We start from the raw sequence: 18,271 nt of genomic DNA, 5'->3' as shown, positions 1-18,271 counted from the left end.
CCGACTGCCAACATGGCATGGTGAAAACAACAACTTTTCGGCATCATTGCTCGTCAATACGCCCCATTTTTCTACAAGGCTTACTTCATGCAATGCTCCCGGCTTCCCAATGCCGCTTTAAATCAAATGGTTGACGGCGCCAGAGTACTAGAAGCCGACAGCTTCGGCCCGAAAGTCTTCCTTTTGCCGGACGGGAATATTCTTAAAATGTTTCGCCGCAAGCGACTGCTCTCCTCGGCACTGCTTCGCCCTTACTCCAAACGCTTTATCGACAATGCCGTGCAGCTGGAGAAGATAGGGATTCCAACCCTGCAGGCACTCCAGCTCCATCAACTGGAAACACCTGGCATGACCGCCGTACTCTACCGCCCCCTGCCAGGGGAAACACTGCGCCAGATCGCGGAAAAAGACGGCTTCGACTGGCACCAGGCGCTACCTGCACTGACCGTGTTCATTCGTCAGCTGCACAGCGCCGGGGTCTACTTCCGCTCCCTGCACCTGGGCAACATCGTGGTGACACCCGACAACCAGTATGGCCTGATCGATGTCGCCGACATGCGCTTCCTCCGTGGGCCGTTGCCACACCATCTAGTCAAGCGCAACCTGCAGCACTTCGCGCGATATATTGACCGAGAGAAGCTGAACAAGAGCTTTCCAATGCAGTCACTCGAACAGTCCCTACTGTCGGTTTGACAACAGGGTCCGGGCAGCCTGACAGAACTCTTGCCAGGCGCCGCCTGGAGAAAGTACAGCGGATTGAGCCTCTGCGATCTGCCCGGGAACGACTTCGAAGGCCTGGATCAGCGCCTCGCTCCAGGCATTCGGATCTTCTGTCGTGGCGTACCAGCCCGCCTGCGCCAACTGCTCGCGAAACACCGCCAGCTCGCTGGTCAGGACCGGAACACCCGCCAGCACCGCCTCTTGCAGAATCAGGCCAAGGCCTTCTTCGAGCGAGGGGATAGCCACCCAGTCGAAAGCCCGATACAGCGTTGCGGCATCATCCAGATGCCCCGGCAACGAAACCCTGTCGCGCAAGCCGAGCCGATCGATCTGCTCTTGCAACGCGGTACGCGCCTGACCTTCACCGACGATCACCAGGCGCATCTGTGGACGCTGCACCAGAGCCTTGGCAAAGGCATCAATCAAACAGCCAAATCCCTTGTTACCGACCAGGCGGCCCACAGCCCCAACAACGTGCGTGTTATCGACAGGCAACTGCAGCCGGGCACGGGCCTGTTCGCGAGACAGCAGCCGGGCACGGAAGTCCATCGGGTCAAGCGCACTGCGCAGCGTGACGACCGGGACCTGCAGATCCCTCTCAAGAGAGCTGGCCAAGGTTTGGGAGACCGCCGCGACGGTCAGCTGCGGGGGGGGGAGTTGGCGCAGCAAGGTACGATCTGCCGACTTGATCCGGGTTTCCCCGTGAAAAAGCACCACTGCCCGCAATTGCGGCAGTTTTTTCAGAACCGGCAACAACGCTCGGGCCGTACCCAAGCCATCAAGCAACACTACCTGTACATCAGTGCCCTTGAGGGCCTTGTAGAAACGCCGCTGCATCCATGGCTTGAGCAGCGTCCAGACATGTTTGCCCTTGAGCTGAGCGGAGGAGAAGTGCCATTCACGGGTCCGGCCGATATCGGCGGAACAACCCCGTACATCCCCCTTCAACAGCCAGGTATTGACCGGAGTGCCGGGATCCACCTGAACCAGTATCTGCCGATGAACCTTGTGGACCGAAGCAAAGGCAGAGCCGCCGGACCACATGACATTGAGGATACTCATCGAGCGGGGAGCCCTTTTTCACATCGGCTTGCGACACTGTTTAGCCTCAACAATGCCCTATGCCTGGCCGTTTTGATTACACGTGCTTTCAATCGCTGATAACGCCCTGTCAAATGCCCAGCTTCTGGCGCCATTGTTCGAGCAGGCTCAAGGGTGCTCGGGGCCTCAGCGCCGGCTGGAGCTCTTCTACGATACGCTGGCCGACCCGCGCAAAACTGAACTGGCTGACCGCCAGATCACGTCCGTTACGGGCAATGTTCGCCGCCAGCTCGGGATCGCTACGCAACCGGGCGAGCTTTTCCTGCAACTGCGCAATGTCACGATAGAACACGATGTTGTGCATATCCTGCAGCCCCAGGGCGCGGCTTTCCGCCTCTCCCTGATCGTAGGCCAAAAGCACGCAACCGCAGGCCATCGCTTCAAAATTCTTGATCATGAATTCGCCCATGCCCACGTCGGCACTGACGAAAAACCGGATACGGTTGAGCGTGTCGCGATACTCGTCACCGGACTTGGTACGGGTCACCACCAAGGGCTCGACACTCGCCAACTCGTCGAGCAGTGCTTTACGACCGCTGTAGGCGACGCTGTTGGTACTGCCGACGAACGCCAGTTCGATATCCCGCTCCCCCCCTTGATCCTGCAACAAGCTCTGATCATAGCCCTTGGGCACGAACACCGCGTCGAAGCCCTCCTCGCGCAAACGCTCGGCGACCACAAAGCCGGAACTGATCACTCGCGCCCAAGGCAGCCGGCGGTAATGCGCACTGAACTTGCCGGTGTACTTGCAAGGAATGTAGTTCTGGTAGGCATCGTGTTCGAGAATCACCAGGTTGGGGAGGGTGCGAATAAAGCTCACCTGGCGAATTTCCTGCTTGAAGCGCAGGAAGAACACGATGCGGTCATAACGCGACACATCCACTTCACGACGGAAGTAGCGGCGCAGGTTGCGCTGCTCGTCGCTGCTCAGCCAGCGCAGGTCGCACTCGCAATGAGCAGCCACACCCTCATACAAGCGGTCCAGGATGGCCCGCTGTTCTTTCTGCACCAGAAACAGAACTTTCATCGTCATCCTTACAGCGCACAGCGGCCGAAAAGAGCGCAGGGAGTCACCTGCTGTGTCAGTAGAAATATTTCACGCACTATCAACCTACAAGCGCCAGAACAGCTCGTGGCGGCGTACAGCCTTGCGAAAGAACTCGTTTTCGCCATAGGGCGAACCCGAACGCCCCGCCAATACCCTCTGTAGCCCGCGACGCAAACGGCGCTTGAAGGGTGCGGGGGGCTGCAAGTCATGCATCATCCCCAGCGCCATCGCCTTGTCACGCTGCTGCTCGATCGACAGTGACAAACAATAAGGCTGCAATACCTGAGCCGGATCAAACACCGGTGGCAATGCTATCCCGGCCCCCGAATCGCCCATGGGCCAGCGGTCATTGTCATGCAGGTGGTTAGCGTAGCCGAGCAAGGTCGCAGGCTGCCATTCAAGACCGTTCAGGGCCTCCAGTACGGCTTGCTGTGCACAGATGTGATCGGGATGGGGATCGAGGGAGGTATGGGGCAGCACAATCACCTCAGGGCGCGCCTTGAGCAATAGCGCGCGCAGATCCGCCAACAGGTTGTTCCAGGTCGGTTGGCCATCGAGGTCCGCCGGCAACGCAAACGCATTGAGCTGACGAAACGGGCGAACATCGACCAGATCCGCTTCACGAGACCCGACGGGCTGACTCGGTGCAGCCTGCATGGCCGGTAACTGCAGGCAGAAATAGCCCAACTGCACGCACTGTGCTTCAGGCACTCCGGCCCAGCGCGGCACGGCAATACTGTCCCAGACCCGCAGACGGCCCTTGAGCCGCGAGGCCTCGACGGCATTCAGGCCCATCTGTTGATAGTGCCCGGCTTCGATTTCACCGGCCGTCAGGGTGACAATCCAGGTGTCAGCGGCCTGGCTGTACAAGCCGAAGGCCGCCAGTTCGGCATCGTCGGCATGGGGCGCAATCACCATCACCCGTTGCTGGCGATAGTCCGGCTGCTCGAATGACCAGAGCACCGGCTCACCCAGTACGCGACAGAAACGCCCGCGTACCCGCAATTGCCCCTGGGAAAGCACCTGCGCCTGACCACTGAGGTTGAGGTAACGCAGGCCGTTCACCCCACGCTCGAAGGCTTGCCTATCCGGGCGGTCGCCGCCGGTCAGCGTCACCAGCGGATCGATAAACCGCCCCAGCCAGGTGCTCTTGACCCGCAACGCCAGGATCAGCGTGCTGTCATCGGCCAGCATGACGCCGTCGTCCAGCAGCAAGCGATCACCGTCCAGGCGTATCTTGGGTTGCGCCGTATACGGCGGGAAGCTGTACTGGTAGTCGTCGTTGGGAGAGTAGAACAGATGGTCGGCAAACCATGCCTCATGGGCCACCCAGGCCACGACCGCCAGTACCAGCGGCAGCCACCAGGCAACCAGTACGCCGACAACGATCAGAAGCACCAGGGCGACCAACAGGCCAAGGCGCTTGTTGCGGCGATGACGCTTGAGCAGTTGTTGTTTGCGGCTCATGGGCTGACTCATACGGTGAAGACCGGCACCGGGTTGCACCAACGGTCCTTGTACTCGCGGTCGGCGCGGCCAAATGAGAAACGCAGTGGCTTGTCGATAGCCCTTGCCTGCTCCCAGGCGCTTTGGGTATTGAGGAAGCTCAACACGCTGCCGGGGCTGAACTCACGGGTTTCGGGGTCGACGCCGCCATTGATGTACTCGATGCTGACCCACTGCGGCGCCTCCACCCGGTACACCAATTGAATCGCAATGGGTGCATCGTTGAGGAAGATCACCGAGCCAATCAACAACTCGCGCAGCAACTCGAGCACCTCGCCCATTCGCGCCGCGCCAGTGGCCGGGAAGCCCCAGCGGCGCTGGAACAGATCGCAGTAAATCGCCGCCAGTTCCTGGCTGGAGAAGTCGCTGACCGGCCGCACAACGCCACCCGCCTCTTCCAGCAAGCGCAATTCACGGCGCTGGTTGTAGCGGAATTTTTTCGACAGCTCTTCGGGTGTGCGTGCCATGGCCAACTGCTCGGCCTGCGGCTTGAGGCCGGCAAAACGACCTTCATTGAGCGCCGACAGATAACGTGCGCGATGACGCAGCATAGCCTGGGTATCGGGTGCCGCCGGCAGGATCAACTCGGCATTGCCCAGATCGAACAAGCCCTTCTTGCCGTGACGCTTGAGCACATCCTTGGACAGTGCCAGATCACGCCCCCAGGTCGGGATCGACGCTTTCAGCTCGCCGCCCTGCTCCCAGGCCAGGTAACGCACCGGGATACCGGCCAGATGAGCCAGACGCTCGACCACCAGCGGATGAGTCGCGACACTGCCACCAAAGCGCTGCCAGGCATCGCTGTAGGTCGACGCGTCGACAACGGACCAGCCACGTTCGCGCCAGCCTTGAAATCGGTTGAGCATCAAGCCCTCGCCGTCAGTTCAATGACATGCGGCAGGCGCCAGAACGCATCGCGTACCGCAAGATCCGAAAAGCGCTCACGCAAGCGGTCAAGCATCATCTCGGCACACATCCGGCGCTCGCGCTGATCCATCACGGCCAGGTGTTGCAGCCCTTGCGCCAGGTGTTCGGCATCCCCCAGCGGGAACAGAATACCGACACCTTCGACCACTTCCTTCGCCCCACCGCATGCGGTGGCCAGCAACGGCACGCCCGCCGCCATGGCTTCGAGCAGCACCATGCCGAACGGTTCGTGGTCGGAACTCAGGGCAAACACATCAAAGGCGCGGAAATAGCGTCGCGCGTCCGGCACCTGGCCGAGAAACAGCACGCGATCACCAATGCCAAGCTCACGGGCCAGTTCCTTGAGGTCCTGTTCCAGGCGCCCACTGCCCAGAATCGCCAGTTGACTGTCGAGCGGCAGGCGCGGCAATGCCTGGGCAAAGCCATGGAGCAAGGTCGTCTGGTCCTTGTCGGGGTGCAGGCGGCCAACGTTGCCGACTACCCATGCGTCTGGCGACAGGCCCAGGGCGTCACGCGCCTCATCGAACGACACCTGGCTGGCTTGCAAGGCGTCGACATCGATGCGGTTGTAGAGTGTTTGAATCCGCGCGGCAGGCCATTTAGGCAAGCAACGACGCATATCGTCGCGCACGGCATCGGAAACCCCGAGCAGGCTCAGGCGCTTGCGAAAAACATGGGCGAACAGCTGACGCGTGCGCCGCTGGTAATCCCCAAAGGCGTGATGCACGCCGATCACCGGCAAGGATGTACCAAGCAAGGCGATATAGATCGGCTTGAACCGGTGGGCGATACAGAAACTGAAATTGCGCGACTGGGCGATCTTGCGCAGATCGGCAATCGCCGACAGCTTCAGGCCACGAATGGCCTTGGAGCTGTACTCCATGAACAGCACTTCATCAGACGCACAGCCTGCGGCAATGTCGGCATCGGCAACCCCGGTGAGAAACACCGTGGTCACGCGATAACCAGACCCTGCGAACAGGCTGGCGTACTGACGGGCACAGTCCAGGAACGGCCCGTCATAGCCGTGGCAGAACTGCAGCACATGGCGCTCAGCCGAGCGTGTCATAAGCGTCCGCGCCGTCTTTGACCACCAGGATGTCTTCCATGATCAGATACTGTAGATCGGAACCGAAGAACATGTTCAGGGCGTCCGTCGGCGAGCAGATCATCGGCTCGCCACGGCGGTTCAGCGAGGTGTTCAGCGACACGCCGTTGCCGGTCAGCACTTCCAGCGCTTTCATCATGTCGTAGTAGCGCGGGTTGTATTCGCGCTTGAGCACCTGGGCACGGGAGGTGCCGTCCTCATGGACGACTTCCGGCACACGGGTCTTCCACTCTTCAGCCACTTCGAAGGTGAAGGTCATGAAGGGGGCCGGGTGATCGATCTTGATCATCTGCGGCGCCACGGTGTCGAGCATCGACGGGCAGAAAGGCCTCCAGCGCTCGCGGAACTTGATCTGGTGGTTGATCCGGTCAGCCACGCCCGCAATGCTCGGGCAACCGATGATCGAACGACCGCCCAAGGCGCGCGGACCAAACTCCATGCGACCCTGGAACCAGGCCACCGGGTTGCCGTCGACCATGATTTTGGCGATCTGCTCCGGCATGTTGTCGAGCTTGCGCCATTTCGGCTTGTCGGCATGGCGGGCGCAGGCCGCGATCACGTCTTCGTTGCTGTACGACGGGCCGAGGTAGACGTGTTCCATCTTCTCGACCGGTACGCCACGGGCGTGGGACACATAGGCTGCCGCGCCGACTGCTGTGCCGGCATCGCCGGATGCAGGCTGTACGAACAGCTCTTTGACGTCGTCGCGGGCGATGATTTTCTGGTTCAGCTTGACGTTCAACGCACAGCCACCGGCATAGGCCAGTTTGCCGGTTTCCTTGAGTACGTCGCCCAGGTAGTAGTCGATCATCTGCAGCGAAATTTTTTCGAACAGCGCTTGAATGCTGGCGGCGTAGTGGATGTAAGGCTCGTCGGCGATGTCGCCTTCGCGCTTTGGGCCCAGCCACTCGATCAGCTTCGGCGAGAAGTAGTAACCCTTGCCCTTCTCTTTGTAGCGACGCAGGCCGATGACGTTGGCGTAGTCGGTGTTGATTACCAGCTCACCGTTTTCGAACGAAGCCAGGCGCGAGAAATCGTATTTGCTGGCGTCGCCGTACGGCGCCATGCCCATGACCTTGAACTCACCGTCAAGCATATCGAAACCGAGGAACTCGGTGATCGCGCCGTACAGGCCGCCGAGGGAGTCCGGATCGAAGAATTCCTTGATCTTGTGGATCTTGCCGTTTTCGCCATAACCGAAGAAGGTCGTGGCGTACTCGCCCTTGCCGTCGATGCCCAGGATCGCGGTTTTCTCTTTGAAACCGGAGCAGTGATAAGCGCTGGAGGCGTGGGCCAGGTGGTGTTCGACCGGCTCGATCTTGATTTTCTTCGGATCAAAACCCAGTTGTTCCAGGCACCAGACGATCTTGTTGCGATAGCGCTTGTAGCGACGGTTGCCCATCAGGATCGCGTCGAGTGCACGGTCCGGGGCGTACCAGTAACGCTTGGCGTACTGCCAGCGAGCCTTGCCGAACAGGCTGATCGGAGCGAACGGAATCGCTACCACGTCAACGTCGGAAGGCTTGATGCCCGCCTGCTCCAGGCAGAACTTCGCCGATTCGTAAGGCATGCGGTTCTTTGCATGTTTATCGCGTACGAAGCGCTCTTCTTCAGCAGCCGCGACCAGCTTGCCGTCGATGTACAGGGCTGCGGAAGGATCATGGCTAAGGGCGCCGGACAGGCCAAGAATCGTCAATGCCACAGGGGTCTAGCCTCTTTAGTCTGCATGCAGGCGACAAGCGCCTGGAAATAATGTGCTCCTGCATAAAGGCAAGAAGCAGCTAAAGGGCGGGATTATAGCGTAAAGATGGTGGAAGTGACCCAGAGGTTGTTTGACGCGGGGGGGATAGATCAAAGGATCGCGGCGCTACGATGGCGACATCACCGGTAAATAGTGATGTTGCCATCGATAACCTGACGATAAACCGTGTAAGGCAGGAACACCGTATCCATGACACCCGACAGCAGCAGATCCACCAGCATCAGAGACATCAGGAACTCCGCGGGTTCTGGCGGTGCATTCAATATACAGAAATCGTATGCCACACCACTGTAGATGTGCGGAATGGTCTGGCAGTAGGTTTTCTGCTTCCTGAGATCGTGGGCGGCTTGATCATCACCCTGCAGCACCGTATTCACCGTCCCGCAACCGCCTAGTACGAGCACAAGAACCCCCAACGAAATACCCTTTTTAATCATCACGCATCCGCCTTCCGAGAACGTCAGGCAAAGCTAGCACCGAGCGAACAAGCCCTATAGCTCACAACCTGCACAGGTCACGTAGGTCGATTCAGAACAATCTGTCAGGCCATGCACACAAAAGCCCGCACAAGGCGGGTTCCGGCACTCCAGCCACGGCGTTCGCATCACGCAACCCGCCGGTACGCTCAAGCAGTAATATCCTTGGGCAACCGCTGATCAATCACCTGATACAACGCCGTGCTCTCGGGCCAGTTACGCATGAACCGCGCCCGGTCCCGCGCATACGCCGGGGCGAAACTGCTGAGCGAGCGGTGCTGGCACATCGAGTCCAGGTCGATCAGCGACCAGCGATCCTTGTCCCAGAACAGGTTATGCCCCTTGAAGTCACCATGACTGATCCGCTCGGCAATCAACTCGGCGAACAGCTTGTCCAGTGCCAGCAGTTCGGTTTCAGGCGCCTTACCACTCTCGACGTAGGGCGCAAAGCGCTCGATGATGTCCGGCCCAGGCAGGTGCTCGGTGATCAGATAGGCCCGACTGCGCAGCCAGAAAAAGCGCGTTTCCAGCAGCGCCAGTGGCTTGGGTGTCGCAATGCCGAGGAAGGCCAGGCGATTGCCTTCGCGCCACGAATGCCAGGCCCGGCTCGGGCGCCAGAAACGCTTGAGCCAGTGGGCAAAGCCCTTGATGTTGTAGCGCTTGACCACCAGCGTGCGACCCGCCACCTCGACTTTGCCAACGCTCGCCGCACCGCCGGTCTTGTACAAGTGCCCCTGATCCAGCAAGGCATCAGCCTGCTCCAGCACCGGCAGCATGGCGACTTCTTCTTCGCGGCGAATCGCGCGCAAGCCAAACGCCCCGCGCTGCACACTGAACAGCGAGCAGTCACGGCCAACCTTGATCAGAAAGTCCTTCAGCCGCCAGCCTTGAACCTTGCGCACCTGCTTTTGCAATGCCTCCAAAGGCAACGCGTGCTCGCTATTGCTTAACAAGTAATGCACGAGCAATTCTTCGGTGAACGGCTCAAGGGACTTAGGCAACTGAGCGAAAAACACCCCTAGATTTCCCAGCACTTTTTCCCGGGACAACGGCTTCCCAGCCTGTTCCACGCGGATCCCGGCACCGTCGATCAAGTACAGTTTGCCGTCGTGACGCAGCAGATTGTCCAGGTGCAGATCTGCCTGCCACAGGCCCTTGCTGTGCATCTGGCCGATGGCGGCCAGTGCTTCGGCCAGGACCACTGCTTGCTCGTCCGCTAGCACGGGCCTTGCTTCAACCTGCTGCCAGGCATCACCGAGGCTTTCGGCGCCCTCAAGAAACTCGAACAGCAGCCAACCGCCCTCACCGTCTTTCAGGCCATCAGCCAGCAGCAATGGCGTCGTCAGACCTTGAGCGGCGAGCAAACGCACGCCCTCGAGCTCACGCTGAAAATGTCGCGCGGCCTTGCTGCCCACCAGCAACTTGGCCAGCACCGGACGCCCGCGCCATACAGCGGCGCCCACATAACGCTGCCCTGGCAATACCCGCAACAGACTGAGCAGCTGTAGCTGCGCCGGGCCCGCGGCATCCGCCAACTCGACGCTCAACGGCAGGCTTGGCGTACGCCCGGCGCTTTTCAGTTCTGACAACTGCATCAACGCACTCCCTTGTGACTGCGTCGAGCGGACAAACGCCCGAGCCAGGCATCCACCAGAGCACTGTCGACGGGTTGATCCAGATAGGCCGCCAGCAACAGCCGAACATCCCCAGTGCTCCAGACCGGCGCCCGCCGCAGCAACGGCTCCAGGTCCTTGACCCGATCACGCTGACCGAACAGCAGGGGCCGGGTTTTCTCCAGGTCGATCAGTTGCGCCCGATAGCCGTCGCCAGCCGCCTGCAAAAAGATGTGCTTGGGATAAAAACACCCATGGGCCTGACGCGCGCCGTGTAATTGCCTCGCCAGCACCCCGCAGGCACACAGGATGCCCTGTTGCTGCGGATCACTGAGCTGCGGCCACTGTTGCAGCAGCGAATCCAGATCTTTCCAGCCATCCAGCGCACGCGTCAGCAAAATCGCCCTGACCTCGCCGTCGACTTTGCGCTCGCCAAAAAACACCGCCTCCAGCGCCGGGATACCCAGCTGCCGGTAACGGCTGATGTTGCGAAACTCGCGAGCGAAACTGGGCTCACCAAACGGGCGGTGCAAGGTTCGCATCAGGTAATTGCTCTGACGCTTGAGGTAATAACCCTGACCCTCCAGGTCCAACCGGAACACACTGCTCCAGCCACCACCCGAGGTGTTGGGCTCATCCACCGCCTCAAGCTCCCGGGCCCACAAGGCGTCGAACGTGGCCAAGCCGTGACGTTCAAACAGTTCACGGTCTTCAGCGGCCAAAAAGTCAGTCATTGGCTTCTCTCGAAAAATGTCACCACCTGCGTGTTGCGGCTCGAAACCCGCATCAGAGCGCATCGCCATAGCGCTGCTTGCGCTCGTACAGCTTGTTGGCCTTGCCGTCGAGCCAGGCCAGCAACGAGGCTTCTTCGCGCAGGATCTGGCGCAATGGCTGCAGGAAATAGCCCTTGAGGAAACGCAGCTTGTCGCGGCGCGTCAGGCCAATGTCCAGCGCCGAGAAGTACAGCGCAGCCAGGTCCTTGTTGCGCCAACGCCTGGTGATCGCCGGGCGGGTCTGGGCACGGTGCAGGTCGATGACCGAAAGCTTGAAGTCATCGGCCGTGACCGGCTTGTCGGTGTGCAGCAGGAAGTGGCAGATGTAGCAGTCGCGGTGGTTGACCCCAGCGCGGTGCATCATGCCGGTCATGCGCGCCACTTCAGCAATCAGCGCACGCTTGAGCCGGGGTGCAGGTGGCTGCTTGAGCCAATCGAGGCTGAAGTCTTCCAGGCTGACCGTCGGTGCCAGTTCTTCGGTGACGATGAACGAGTGCTGGTCGGCCGGATTGCTACCCCGCTCGCCATAAGCGACGGCGGTCATGGTGGGCACGCCGGCTTCCTGCAAGCGCTGGATCGCCCGCCACTCCTGGCCCGCTCCCAGAACCGGCAACTTGGCGGTGAGCAGGTTCTTGAAGATTTCACCCCAGCCAATACCACGGTGAATTTTCACGAAAAACCCGTTCCCGCCCACTTCAGTGCGCAGGGTACGGCGAGCTTCGAGCTCACGGTAAACCTCGCCCTTCAGGCCTTCGACTTCGGTGAACGCATCGCGTCCGGCCCAAAGGCTCTTGAACGGTTCGGCAAGAATCAACTTCATCGGTGTTGCTCCGCCAGAATCACATCCGCCGCATGTTGCGGCATGCTGTAGAGGTCGGCCGTGTCGGCGAACGCCAGGCCATTGCGGCTCCAGGCCGCACGCGCTGCGTTGTCGCTCAACATGGTCGTCAGGTACTGCGTGAGCTGCGCCTGCTCGAACGGTTCATCCAGCACCAGGCCGCTATCGGCCTCGGCGATGTAATGCGCATACCCGCACACCGCGCTCACCAGCACCGGCAAGCCGGCCACCAGCGCTTCAAGCAGCACCGTACCGGTGTTTTCGTTGTACGCCGGATGGATCAACAAGTCGGCGCCCAGCAGGAAGCGCGGGATATCGCTGCGCCCCTTGAGAAATTGCACGTTGTCGCCAAGGCCCAGCGCAGCACTCTGCAACTGGAATACCTTGGGGTCGTCCTGGCCAATGACAAACAAACGGGTGCGCTTACGCAGTTCCGCCGGCAGTGCAGCCAGTGCCTTTAGGCTGCGATCGACGCCTTTGGTCTTGAACCCGGAGCCGATTTGCACCAGCAGCAATTCGTCGTCGCCCAAGGCGAATTCGCGGCGAAAATCCGCGCGAATCTCGGCGGCGTTGGGCGGCGCCCGACGGTCCTGGGCAATCCCCGGCGGTAGCAGGTGGAAGCGCTCGATAGGTGTGTCGTAATGCTTGATGAACAGCGGTTGCTGCACTTCGGAGATCATCAGCACTTCGGTTTTCGCGTCTTTGGCAAACACCGCGCGCTCGTATTCGGCGAAGTGCCGGTAACGACCCCAGCGCCGGTACAGCGAGTTGCGCAGGTTCTGGGCCTTGTCCTCGAAGCAGCCGTCGGCGGCGTAGTAGACGTCCAGGCCCGGCATCTTGTTGAAACCGATCAGCCGATCCACCGGACGCTTGGCCAGGTCGGCCGCCATCCAGGCACTGAGCTTCTCGTTGCGCCTATGGTTGAAGATTGCCTTGACCGGCGCCACCAGCACTTCGAAACCCGGAGGCACGTCCCCTTCCCAGATCAGCGTGTATACACGGATCTGATGCCCTCGCTGCTGACATTCCAGCGCAATGCGCATGAAATCACGCTGCAGGCCGCCAAACGGGAAATATTTATAAAGGACAAAAGCCAATTGCATCAGCGCAGCTCCTCAGCCATTAACATCGTGCTCAGTCGGCTCGCGACACGCTCGGGATTCAGGCGAGTGAAGCACAACGGCCACTCGTGCTTGAGATCGAACCGACGCTGATCTTCAGCCGTCGGTTGATAAGTACATTTCTTTTGCAGGCAGGGTGCGCACGGGAAGTCGCTCGCCATGTGCACCTGGCTCTTGCCATAGGCGCCCGTCAGGCCCGGATTGGTCGGGCCAAACAGCGACACCGTCGGCACGTCCAGCGCGGCAGCCAGATGGCCAAGGCCGGTATCCACCGCCACGCAAGCCTGCGCGCCGGCCAGCACCTTGGCGACACCGGCCAGGTTCAGCTTGGGCAGCACTTCGGCGTTGCGCAGGCCATGGGCGATACGCTCGGCGCGCGCCTTCTCCGTCGGGTTGCCCCACGGCAGCTTCACCGCCATGCCCATGTGCCCCATGCGCTCGGCCAGTTCACGCCAGTAGGCTTCCGGCCAGTGCTTGGTGTCCCACGTGGTGCCGTGCAGGAACAGCACATAGGGATTCTTGCGTGGCAGTTCGACCAGGCGCTCGACGTTCAGACCATAGTCACCCAAGCCTTGCGGCAGGTCGTAGCCCAGCGCCACCGCGAACAGCTGGCGCAAGCGCTCGACCGCATGCTGACCACGTGCCACCGCCAGTCGCCGCGAGTAAAAGCGCGCGGCCAGGGGTTCACGGGCCGAATGCTGGTCCAGCCCGGCCACCGGGGCTTTGACATAGCGTGTCAGCCAGGCGCTCTTGAGCAGGCCCTGGGCATCGATCACCAGATCATATTTTGTCGCGCGCACGCGTTGCTTGAAGCGCTTCCACTCACCGCTCTTGAGGGTTTGCCAGATGTTCTTGCGCCAGCGACGGATCGCCACCGGAATCACCTTGTCCACCGCCGGGTGCCAGGTCGGGATTTCGGCGAAGCCTTCTTCCACCACCCAGTCGAACTTGATCCCCGGGATTGCCCGCGCCGCATCGGTCAGCGCTGGCAACGCATGAATCACATCACCCAGCGAAGAGGTCTTGATCAACAGTACCCGCAACTTAACGAACCTCGACCACGGAGCCCTGCAGTCGCTGCAAGGCATCGTTCACAGGCGCAGGCGTCAGTTGACGCAGGCAGTTGTAATGGCCAAAGCGGCAGGTGCGATCAAAGCAAGGGCTGCACTCGATACCCAGGCGCACGATCTCGACATGCTCGGCCAGTGGCGGGGTAAAGCCCGGCGAAGTCGAACCGTAGACCGCCACCAGCGGGCGGTTCAGGGCGGCGGCAACGTGCATCAGGCCCGAGTCGTTGGACACCACGGCGTCAGCGCAGGACATCAGGTCGATGGCCTCGGCCAGCGAGGTGCCGCCACTGAGGTTCGTCGCCTCTTCACGCAGGCCCGGAATCAAGCGCGCGCGGATGTCTTCGCCGACGGCGTGATCGTTTTTCGAGCCGAACAGCCAGACTTGCCAGCCGTCGCGAATCTTCGTCTCGGCGACCTTGGCGTAGTGCTCGGATGGCCAGCGCTTGGCTTCGCCAAACTCGGCACCTGGACACAGCGCCAGCACCGGACGGTCAAGGGTCAAGCCGAACTTGGCCAGCGCGGCGTCGCGGCTGGTCGAATCGATTTGCAGGCTTGGACGTGGGTACGGCGTGGGCAACTCGGTACCCGGCTCATACGCCAGCGCCATGAAGCGCTCGATCATCAGCGGGTAACGGTCTTTATCCAGGGTGCGCACATCGTTGAGCAGGCCGTAGCGGAACTCGCCACGCCAACCGGTGCGTTTGGCGATACCGGCAAAAAAAGGCACCAGCGCCGACTTCAGCGAGTTGGGCAGCAAAATTGCCTGATCGTACTGGCCGACCAGGGATTTGCCGATCCGCCGCCGCGTCGCCAGCTCCAGCGCGCCATGACCGAGCGGAAAGCTCAAGGCCTGGCGAACTTCGGGCATGCGCTCGAGGATCGGCCGACTCCACTCGGGGGCCAGCACGTCGATCTCGCACTGTGGGTGACGCTGCTTCAGACACTGGAAGAGTGTCTGAGCCATCACCATGTCACCGACCCAACTGGGCCCAACGATCAGAATTCTCATAGTTATCCACAAACGAGCGGGGAGGCATGACCAGTCTTCCTGGCGGCCTCCCCGTCTTATTTATCCAGGCTTTATGTGAGTAGTGTACGCCACTCGGCAATCCTGCATTTTGCTTGCCCCGCCTGACGACACCTCGTCAGCTCAAACCCAGCCACGCCCAGATCCGCAGAACCTCACGCCGCTCGGCGGCAAACTGATCCCCCGGCACCACCCCGGCTTCATTCTGCAAAGCCTGGCGGTGCGCCGCGGAGCGATAGGCTTTATAGACCTCTCGCAGCAGGCTGGCATCTTCGGCGGGCATCAACCCGACCTCCTCAAGCCCCTCCAGAATGCGGATGTTATCCGTATAACGCAGCAGCGAAGGGTGGGCGTCGGACCACGCCAGAGCAGCGTATTGCACCATAAATTCAATATCGACGATACCACCGGCATCCTGCTTGAGATCAAACGGCGCCGTGGCTTCGAAGGCGTTGGCAGCCGTGCCGGCAGCGGTGCTCTTGGTCCCCAGGTTGTCGCGCATCTTGGCGCGCATCTCACTGACTTCCTGCCGCAGCTTGAGCAAGTCCCGGGCACGCCCCAACACCTTGGCACGAACCTTCTCGAAGGACTGGCCAACATCCTGACTGCCCACCAGCACCCGCGCCCGCACCAGTGCCTGATGCTCCCAGGTCCAGGCTTCGCTCTCCTGATAGCGCTCGAACGCGCCGAGCGAGCTGACCAGCAGCCCCGATGCCCCCGAGGGGCGCAAGCGCATGTCGACTTCATACAGCTGGCCGGAGTTGGTCTGGGTGGTCAGCAAATGAATGATCCGCTGGCCCAACCGGGTGAAGAACTGCGCGCCATCGATGGGCTTGGGCCCATCGGTTTCGGCCACGGGGTCTGCGTCGTGGATAAACACTAGATCCAGGTCCGAACCATGCCCGAGCTCCAGCCCGCCGACCTTGCCGTAACCGACAATCACAAAGCCCGGGTCACACAGGGTGCCGTCGGGGCGTTGTGGCGCGCCATACTTGGCTGCCGTCTGCCGCCAGGCCAGCGCCAGCACCTGCTCCAGAATCGCTTCGGCGAGCCAGGTCAGGTAATCGCTGACCTTCATCAACGGCAGGCTGCCGGCAATTTCCGAGGCCGCCACGCGCAAGCGGTGCGCCAGCTTGAAATGGCGCAAGGCTTCCATTTGCTGCTCAAGGTCATCCTCGGGGATGCGCGTCAGGCGCTCACGCAGTTCGGCGGCCAGTTCCGGCGCCAGCGGTGGCTTAAACAGCCGGCCTTCATTGAGCAACTCGTCGAGCAGCAGCGGGAAGCGAGTGATCTGCTCGGCAATCCACGGACTGGCCGCACACAAGGTCAGCAATCGACGCAGCGCGCCAGGGTTTTCCGTGAGCAGCACCAGATACGCCGAGCGCCGCGCCACCGCTTCAACCAGAGGCAACACCCGCTCCAGCACCAGGTCCGGATTGGCGTGTTCCACGGCCTGGGCCAGCAAACGGGGGATAAAGGCATCGAGACGCTCGCGCCCCAGGCGCTGCATCGCTCGCAACTGCGGACTGCCACGCAGGCCGGCAAGGGCCTTGAGCGCCTTGGGCGCGTCGGCAAAGCCGCCCTCTTCCAACTGACGGCAAGCGGCCTCTTCGTCCTGGGCTTCCTCCCAGAGTGGCAACCACTCACCGCCGACCACCACTTCGCTTTCCTCGCCGTCCTCTTCATCCGGATCAGCGATCACTTGGCGAAAGTGCCAGTCGACCCGGCCGCGCCAATACATCAGTTGCTCATGGAACGCCGTCCAATTGGCGAACCCCAGCATAAAGGCAATGCGCGCCTGATCCTGCTCGCTATCGGGGAGCATTTGCGTCTGCCGGTCGGCAATCGCTTGAATCGCGTGCTCGGTGTAACGCAGGAACTCATAGCCCTCGCGCAGTTCGCTGATGACCGCCGGCGGCAAATACCCCTGCCCCTCCAGCGTGCCGAGGACTTTTAACAGAGGACGCTGCTGCAGGCTCAGGTCGCGGCCGCCGTGAATCAGCTGGAAGGCCTGGGCAATAAACTCGACCTCCCGGATCCCGCCGGCCCCCAGCTTGATATTGTCGGCCATGCCCTTGCGCCGCACTTCCTGCTGGATCAACTGTTTCATGGTGCGCAGTGCTTCAATCGCCGAGAAATCCAGATAACGCCGATAGACGAAGGGACGCAGCAGGTCGAGCAATTGCGCGCCCGCCTGCTGATCACCGGCCACCACCCGCGCCTTGATCATCGCGTAGCGTTCCCAATCGCGGCCCTGGTCCTGGTAATACTGTTCCAATGCATTGAAGCTGAGCACCAGTGCACCGGACGAGCCGTAGGGGCGCAGGCGCATGTCGACGCGGAAGACAAAACCATCGACGGTGATCGGGTCCAGCGCCTTGATCAGGCGCTGGCCCAAGCGAATGAAGAACTCCTGGTTGTCCAGCGCCCGCTTCACCCCAACCGTTTCGCCACCCTCGGGGTAGGCGAAGATCAGGTCGATGTCGGAGGACAGGTTAAGCTCCACCGCACCGAGCTTACCCATGCCGAGAATCACCATTTGCTGCGGCTCGCCGCTGCGCCAGCCCATGGGTGTACCAAACTGCTGGCAGTGGCGCTGGTACAACCATTGATAGGCCTGATCGATGCAGGCATCGGCCATGTCGGACAGGTCGCGGCACGTCTGGACCAGGTCGGCCTGGCGGGTCAGGTCACGCCAGATAATCCGCACCTGCTGCCGATTGCGCTGACGCCGCAGGACCCGGCCCAACTCATCATCCGTGGCTGCACTTTGCGTGGCCGTCGCGATTTGCCCGCACAACTCGCCAGGGGCGAAGGCGCGATCCAGCTCCCCGGACTGCACAAGCGTGAGCAGCATCACAGGATCACGCACGCACTGTTCAATGACAAAGTCGCTGGCGGCCGTTACCCGGGCGAAGTCCGCCCAGCGCTCAGGCGTCCAGGAAGACAGGCCATGATCGTCATCAAGCGCCGCGACGGCGGCGCGAAACGATTGCTCGGCGCGGCTGACAAACGGCAGGAGAATGGCGGGCAGCGGGGCAAGCGAAGGGAGGCTCATGGTCTATCCTTGATCGGCGTAGAAGGGGCGGTCTGTAGTGAACGCATCAAATGCACTACGCAAAGGACTGTCGAACAAAAGTTAGAAATAGCTGAAATTTCTGTTTTTTTGGTAGCCAGCATC

General features: G+C 61.1%; 15 protein-coding genes. 1 reads left to right on the top strand and 14 read right to left on the bottom strand.

What is annotated here, in order from left to right:
- Positions 1-87 precede the first annotated feature (87 nt).
- On the top strand, positions 88-693 hold the full coding sequence (locus CKW07_RS09775; protein WP_095144705.1) for a toluene tolerance protein: 606 nt from the start codon (positions 88-90) through the stop codon (positions 691-693).
- Here the strand turns inward: CKW07_RS09775 and CKW07_RS09770 are convergent.
- The 14 genes from CKW07_RS09770 to glnE form a co-directional block, all read right to left on the bottom strand.
- Complete coding sequence (locus tag CKW07_RS09770) at positions 679-1,782, bottom strand: glycosyltransferase (RefSeq protein ID WP_095144704.1); 1,104 nt, start codon at positions 1,780-1,782, stop codon at positions 679-681. The two genes, CKW07_RS09775 and CKW07_RS09770, sit on opposite strands and share 15 nt — an antisense overlap.
- A 109-nt stretch (positions 1,783-1,891) precedes the next feature.
- Complete coding sequence (locus tag CKW07_RS09765) at positions 1,892-2,848, bottom strand: glycosyltransferase (RefSeq protein ID WP_095144703.1); 957 nt, start codon at positions 2,846-2,848, stop codon at positions 1,892-1,894.
- Between the two features lie 84 nt (positions 2,849-2,932).
- The gene (locus CKW07_RS09760; protein ID WP_095144702.1) at positions 2,933-4,336 is read right to left on the bottom strand and encodes a PIG-L deacetylase family protein; all 1,404 of its coding nucleotides are present in this window, start codon (positions 4,334-4,336) and stop codon (positions 2,933-2,935) included.
- Between the two features lie 8 nt (positions 4,337-4,344).
- Entirely contained in the window at positions 4,345-5,241 is an 897-nt protein-coding gene (locus CKW07_RS09755; protein WP_095144701.1) for an antimicrobial resistance protein Mig-14, read from the bottom strand.
- The gene (locus CKW07_RS09750; protein WP_095144700.1) at positions 5,241-6,371 is read right to left on the bottom strand and encodes a glycosyltransferase; all 1,131 of its coding nucleotides are present in this window, start codon (positions 6,369-6,371) and stop codon (positions 5,241-5,243) included. The genes CKW07_RS09755 and CKW07_RS09750 overlap by 1 nt, the downstream gene beginning before the upstream one ends.
- Entirely contained in the window at positions 6,355-8,112 is a 1,758-nt protein-coding gene (locus CKW07_RS09745) for a carbamoyltransferase (protein ID WP_095144699.1), read from the bottom strand. Before CKW07_RS09745 ends, CKW07_RS09750 begins: the two co-directional genes overlap by 17 nt.
- 179 nt (positions 8,113-8,291) lie before the next feature.
- Positions 8,292-8,609, bottom strand: coding sequence for a YceK/YidQ family lipoprotein (locus CKW07_RS09740; RefSeq protein WP_095144698.1), 318 nt, complete (start codon positions 8,607-8,609; stop codon positions 8,292-8,294).
- Between the two features lie 188 nt (positions 8,610-8,797).
- Positions 8,798-10,243: a lipopolysaccharide kinase InaA family protein gene (locus CKW07_RS09735; RefSeq protein WP_095144697.1), complete on the bottom strand. Its 1,446-nt coding sequence runs from the start codon at positions 10,241-10,243 to the stop codon at positions 8,798-8,800.
- Positions 10,243-10,995, bottom strand: coding sequence for a lipopolysaccharide kinase InaA family protein (locus tag CKW07_RS09730; protein ID WP_095144696.1), 753 nt, complete (start codon positions 10,993-10,995; stop codon positions 10,243-10,245). The genes CKW07_RS09735 and CKW07_RS09730 overlap by 1 nt, the downstream gene beginning before the upstream one ends.
- A 52-nt stretch (positions 10,996-11,047) precedes the next feature.
- Positions 11,048-11,854 (bottom strand): lipopolysaccharide core heptose(I) kinase RfaP, encoded by an 807-nt coding sequence (gene rfaP, locus CKW07_RS09725; protein WP_095144695.1) that lies wholly within the window; start codon positions 11,852-11,854, stop codon positions 11,048-11,050.
- Complete coding sequence (locus tag CKW07_RS09720) at positions 11,851-12,975, bottom strand: glycosyltransferase family 4 protein (protein WP_095144694.1); 1,125 nt, start codon at positions 12,973-12,975, stop codon at positions 11,851-11,853. Before CKW07_RS09720 ends, rfaP begins: the two co-directional genes overlap by 4 nt.
- Complete coding sequence (gene rfaC, locus CKW07_RS09715; RefSeq protein ID WP_095144693.1) at positions 12,975-14,036, bottom strand: lipopolysaccharide heptosyltransferase RfaC; 1,062 nt, start codon at positions 14,034-14,036, stop codon at positions 12,975-12,977. The genes CKW07_RS09720 and rfaC overlap by 1 nt, the downstream gene beginning before the upstream one ends.
- 1 nt (position 14,037) lies before the next feature.
- The gene (gene waaF, locus CKW07_RS09710; RefSeq protein WP_095144692.1) at positions 14,038-15,072 is read right to left on the bottom strand and encodes a lipopolysaccharide heptosyltransferase II; all 1,035 of its coding nucleotides are present in this window, start codon (positions 15,070-15,072) and stop codon (positions 14,038-14,040) included.
- Positions 15,073-15,208: 136 nt separating this feature from the next.
- Complete coding sequence (glnE, locus tag CKW07_RS09705) at positions 15,209-18,148, bottom strand: bifunctional [glutamate--ammonia ligase]-adenylyl-L-tyrosine phosphorylase/[glutamate--ammonia-ligase] adenylyltransferase (RefSeq protein WP_095144691.1); 2,940 nt, start codon at positions 18,146-18,148, stop codon at positions 15,209-15,211.
- Positions 18,149-18,271: the final 123 nt, after the last annotated feature.

The organism is Pseudomonas sp. Irchel s3b6, from assembly GCF_900187415.1.
Lineage (GTDB): Bacteria > Pseudomonadota > Gammaproteobacteria > Pseudomonadales > Pseudomonadaceae > Aquipseudomonas.
Note: the sequence above shows the minus strand (reverse complement) of the source record. Positions and strands in the feature narration are given on the sequence as shown.

Excerpts from the sequence above, each read along its gene's own strand:
- CKW07_RS09775 (WP_095144705.1), top strand. The coding sequence starts at position 88 with ATGCAATGCTCCCGGCTTCCCAATGCCGCTTTAAATCAAATGGTTGAC.
- CKW07_RS09770 (WP_095144704.1), bottom strand. The coding sequence starts at position 1,782 with ATGAGTATCCTCAATGTCATGTGGTCCGGCGGCTCTGCCTTTGCTTCG.
- CKW07_RS09765 (WP_095144703.1), bottom strand. The coding sequence starts at position 2,848 with ATGAAAGTTCTGTTTCTGGTGCAGAAAGAACAGCGGGCCATCCTGGAC.
- CKW07_RS09760 (WP_095144702.1), bottom strand. The coding sequence starts at position 4,336 with ATGAGCCGCAAACAACAACTGCTCAAGCGTCATCGCCGCAACAAGCGC.
- CKW07_RS09755 (WP_095144701.1), bottom strand. The coding sequence starts at position 5,241 with ATGCTCAACCGATTTCAAGGCTGGCGCGAACGTGGCTGGTCCGTTGTC.
- CKW07_RS09750 (WP_095144700.1), bottom strand. The coding sequence starts at position 6,371 with ATGACACGCTCGGCTGAGCGCCATGTGCTGCAGTTCTGCCACGGCTAT.
- CKW07_RS09740 (WP_095144698.1), bottom strand. The coding sequence starts at position 8,609 with ATGATTAAAAAGGGTATTTCGTTGGGGGTTCTTGTGCTCGTACTAGGC.
- CKW07_RS09735 (WP_095144697.1), bottom strand. The coding sequence starts at position 10,243 with ATGCAGTTGTCAGAACTGAAAAGCGCCGGGCGTACGCCAAGCCTGCCG.
- CKW07_RS09730 (WP_095144696.1), bottom strand. The coding sequence starts at position 10,995 with ATGACTGACTTTTTGGCCGCTGAAGACCGTGAACTGTTTGAACGTCAC.
- rfaP (WP_095144695.1), bottom strand. The coding sequence starts at position 11,854 with ATGAAGTTGATTCTTGCCGAACCGTTCAAGAGCCTTTGGGCCGGACGC.
- CKW07_RS09720 (WP_095144694.1), bottom strand. The coding sequence starts at position 12,975 with ATGCAATTGGCTTTTGTCCTTTATAAATATTTCCCGTTTGGCGGCCTG.
- waaF (WP_095144692.1), bottom strand. The coding sequence starts at position 15,072 with ATGAGAATTCTGATCGTTGGGCCCAGTTGGGTCGGTGACATGGTGATG.
- glnE (WP_095144691.1), bottom strand. The coding sequence starts at position 18,148 with ATGAGCCTCCCTTCGCTTGCCCCGCTGCCCGCCATTCTCCTGCCGTTT.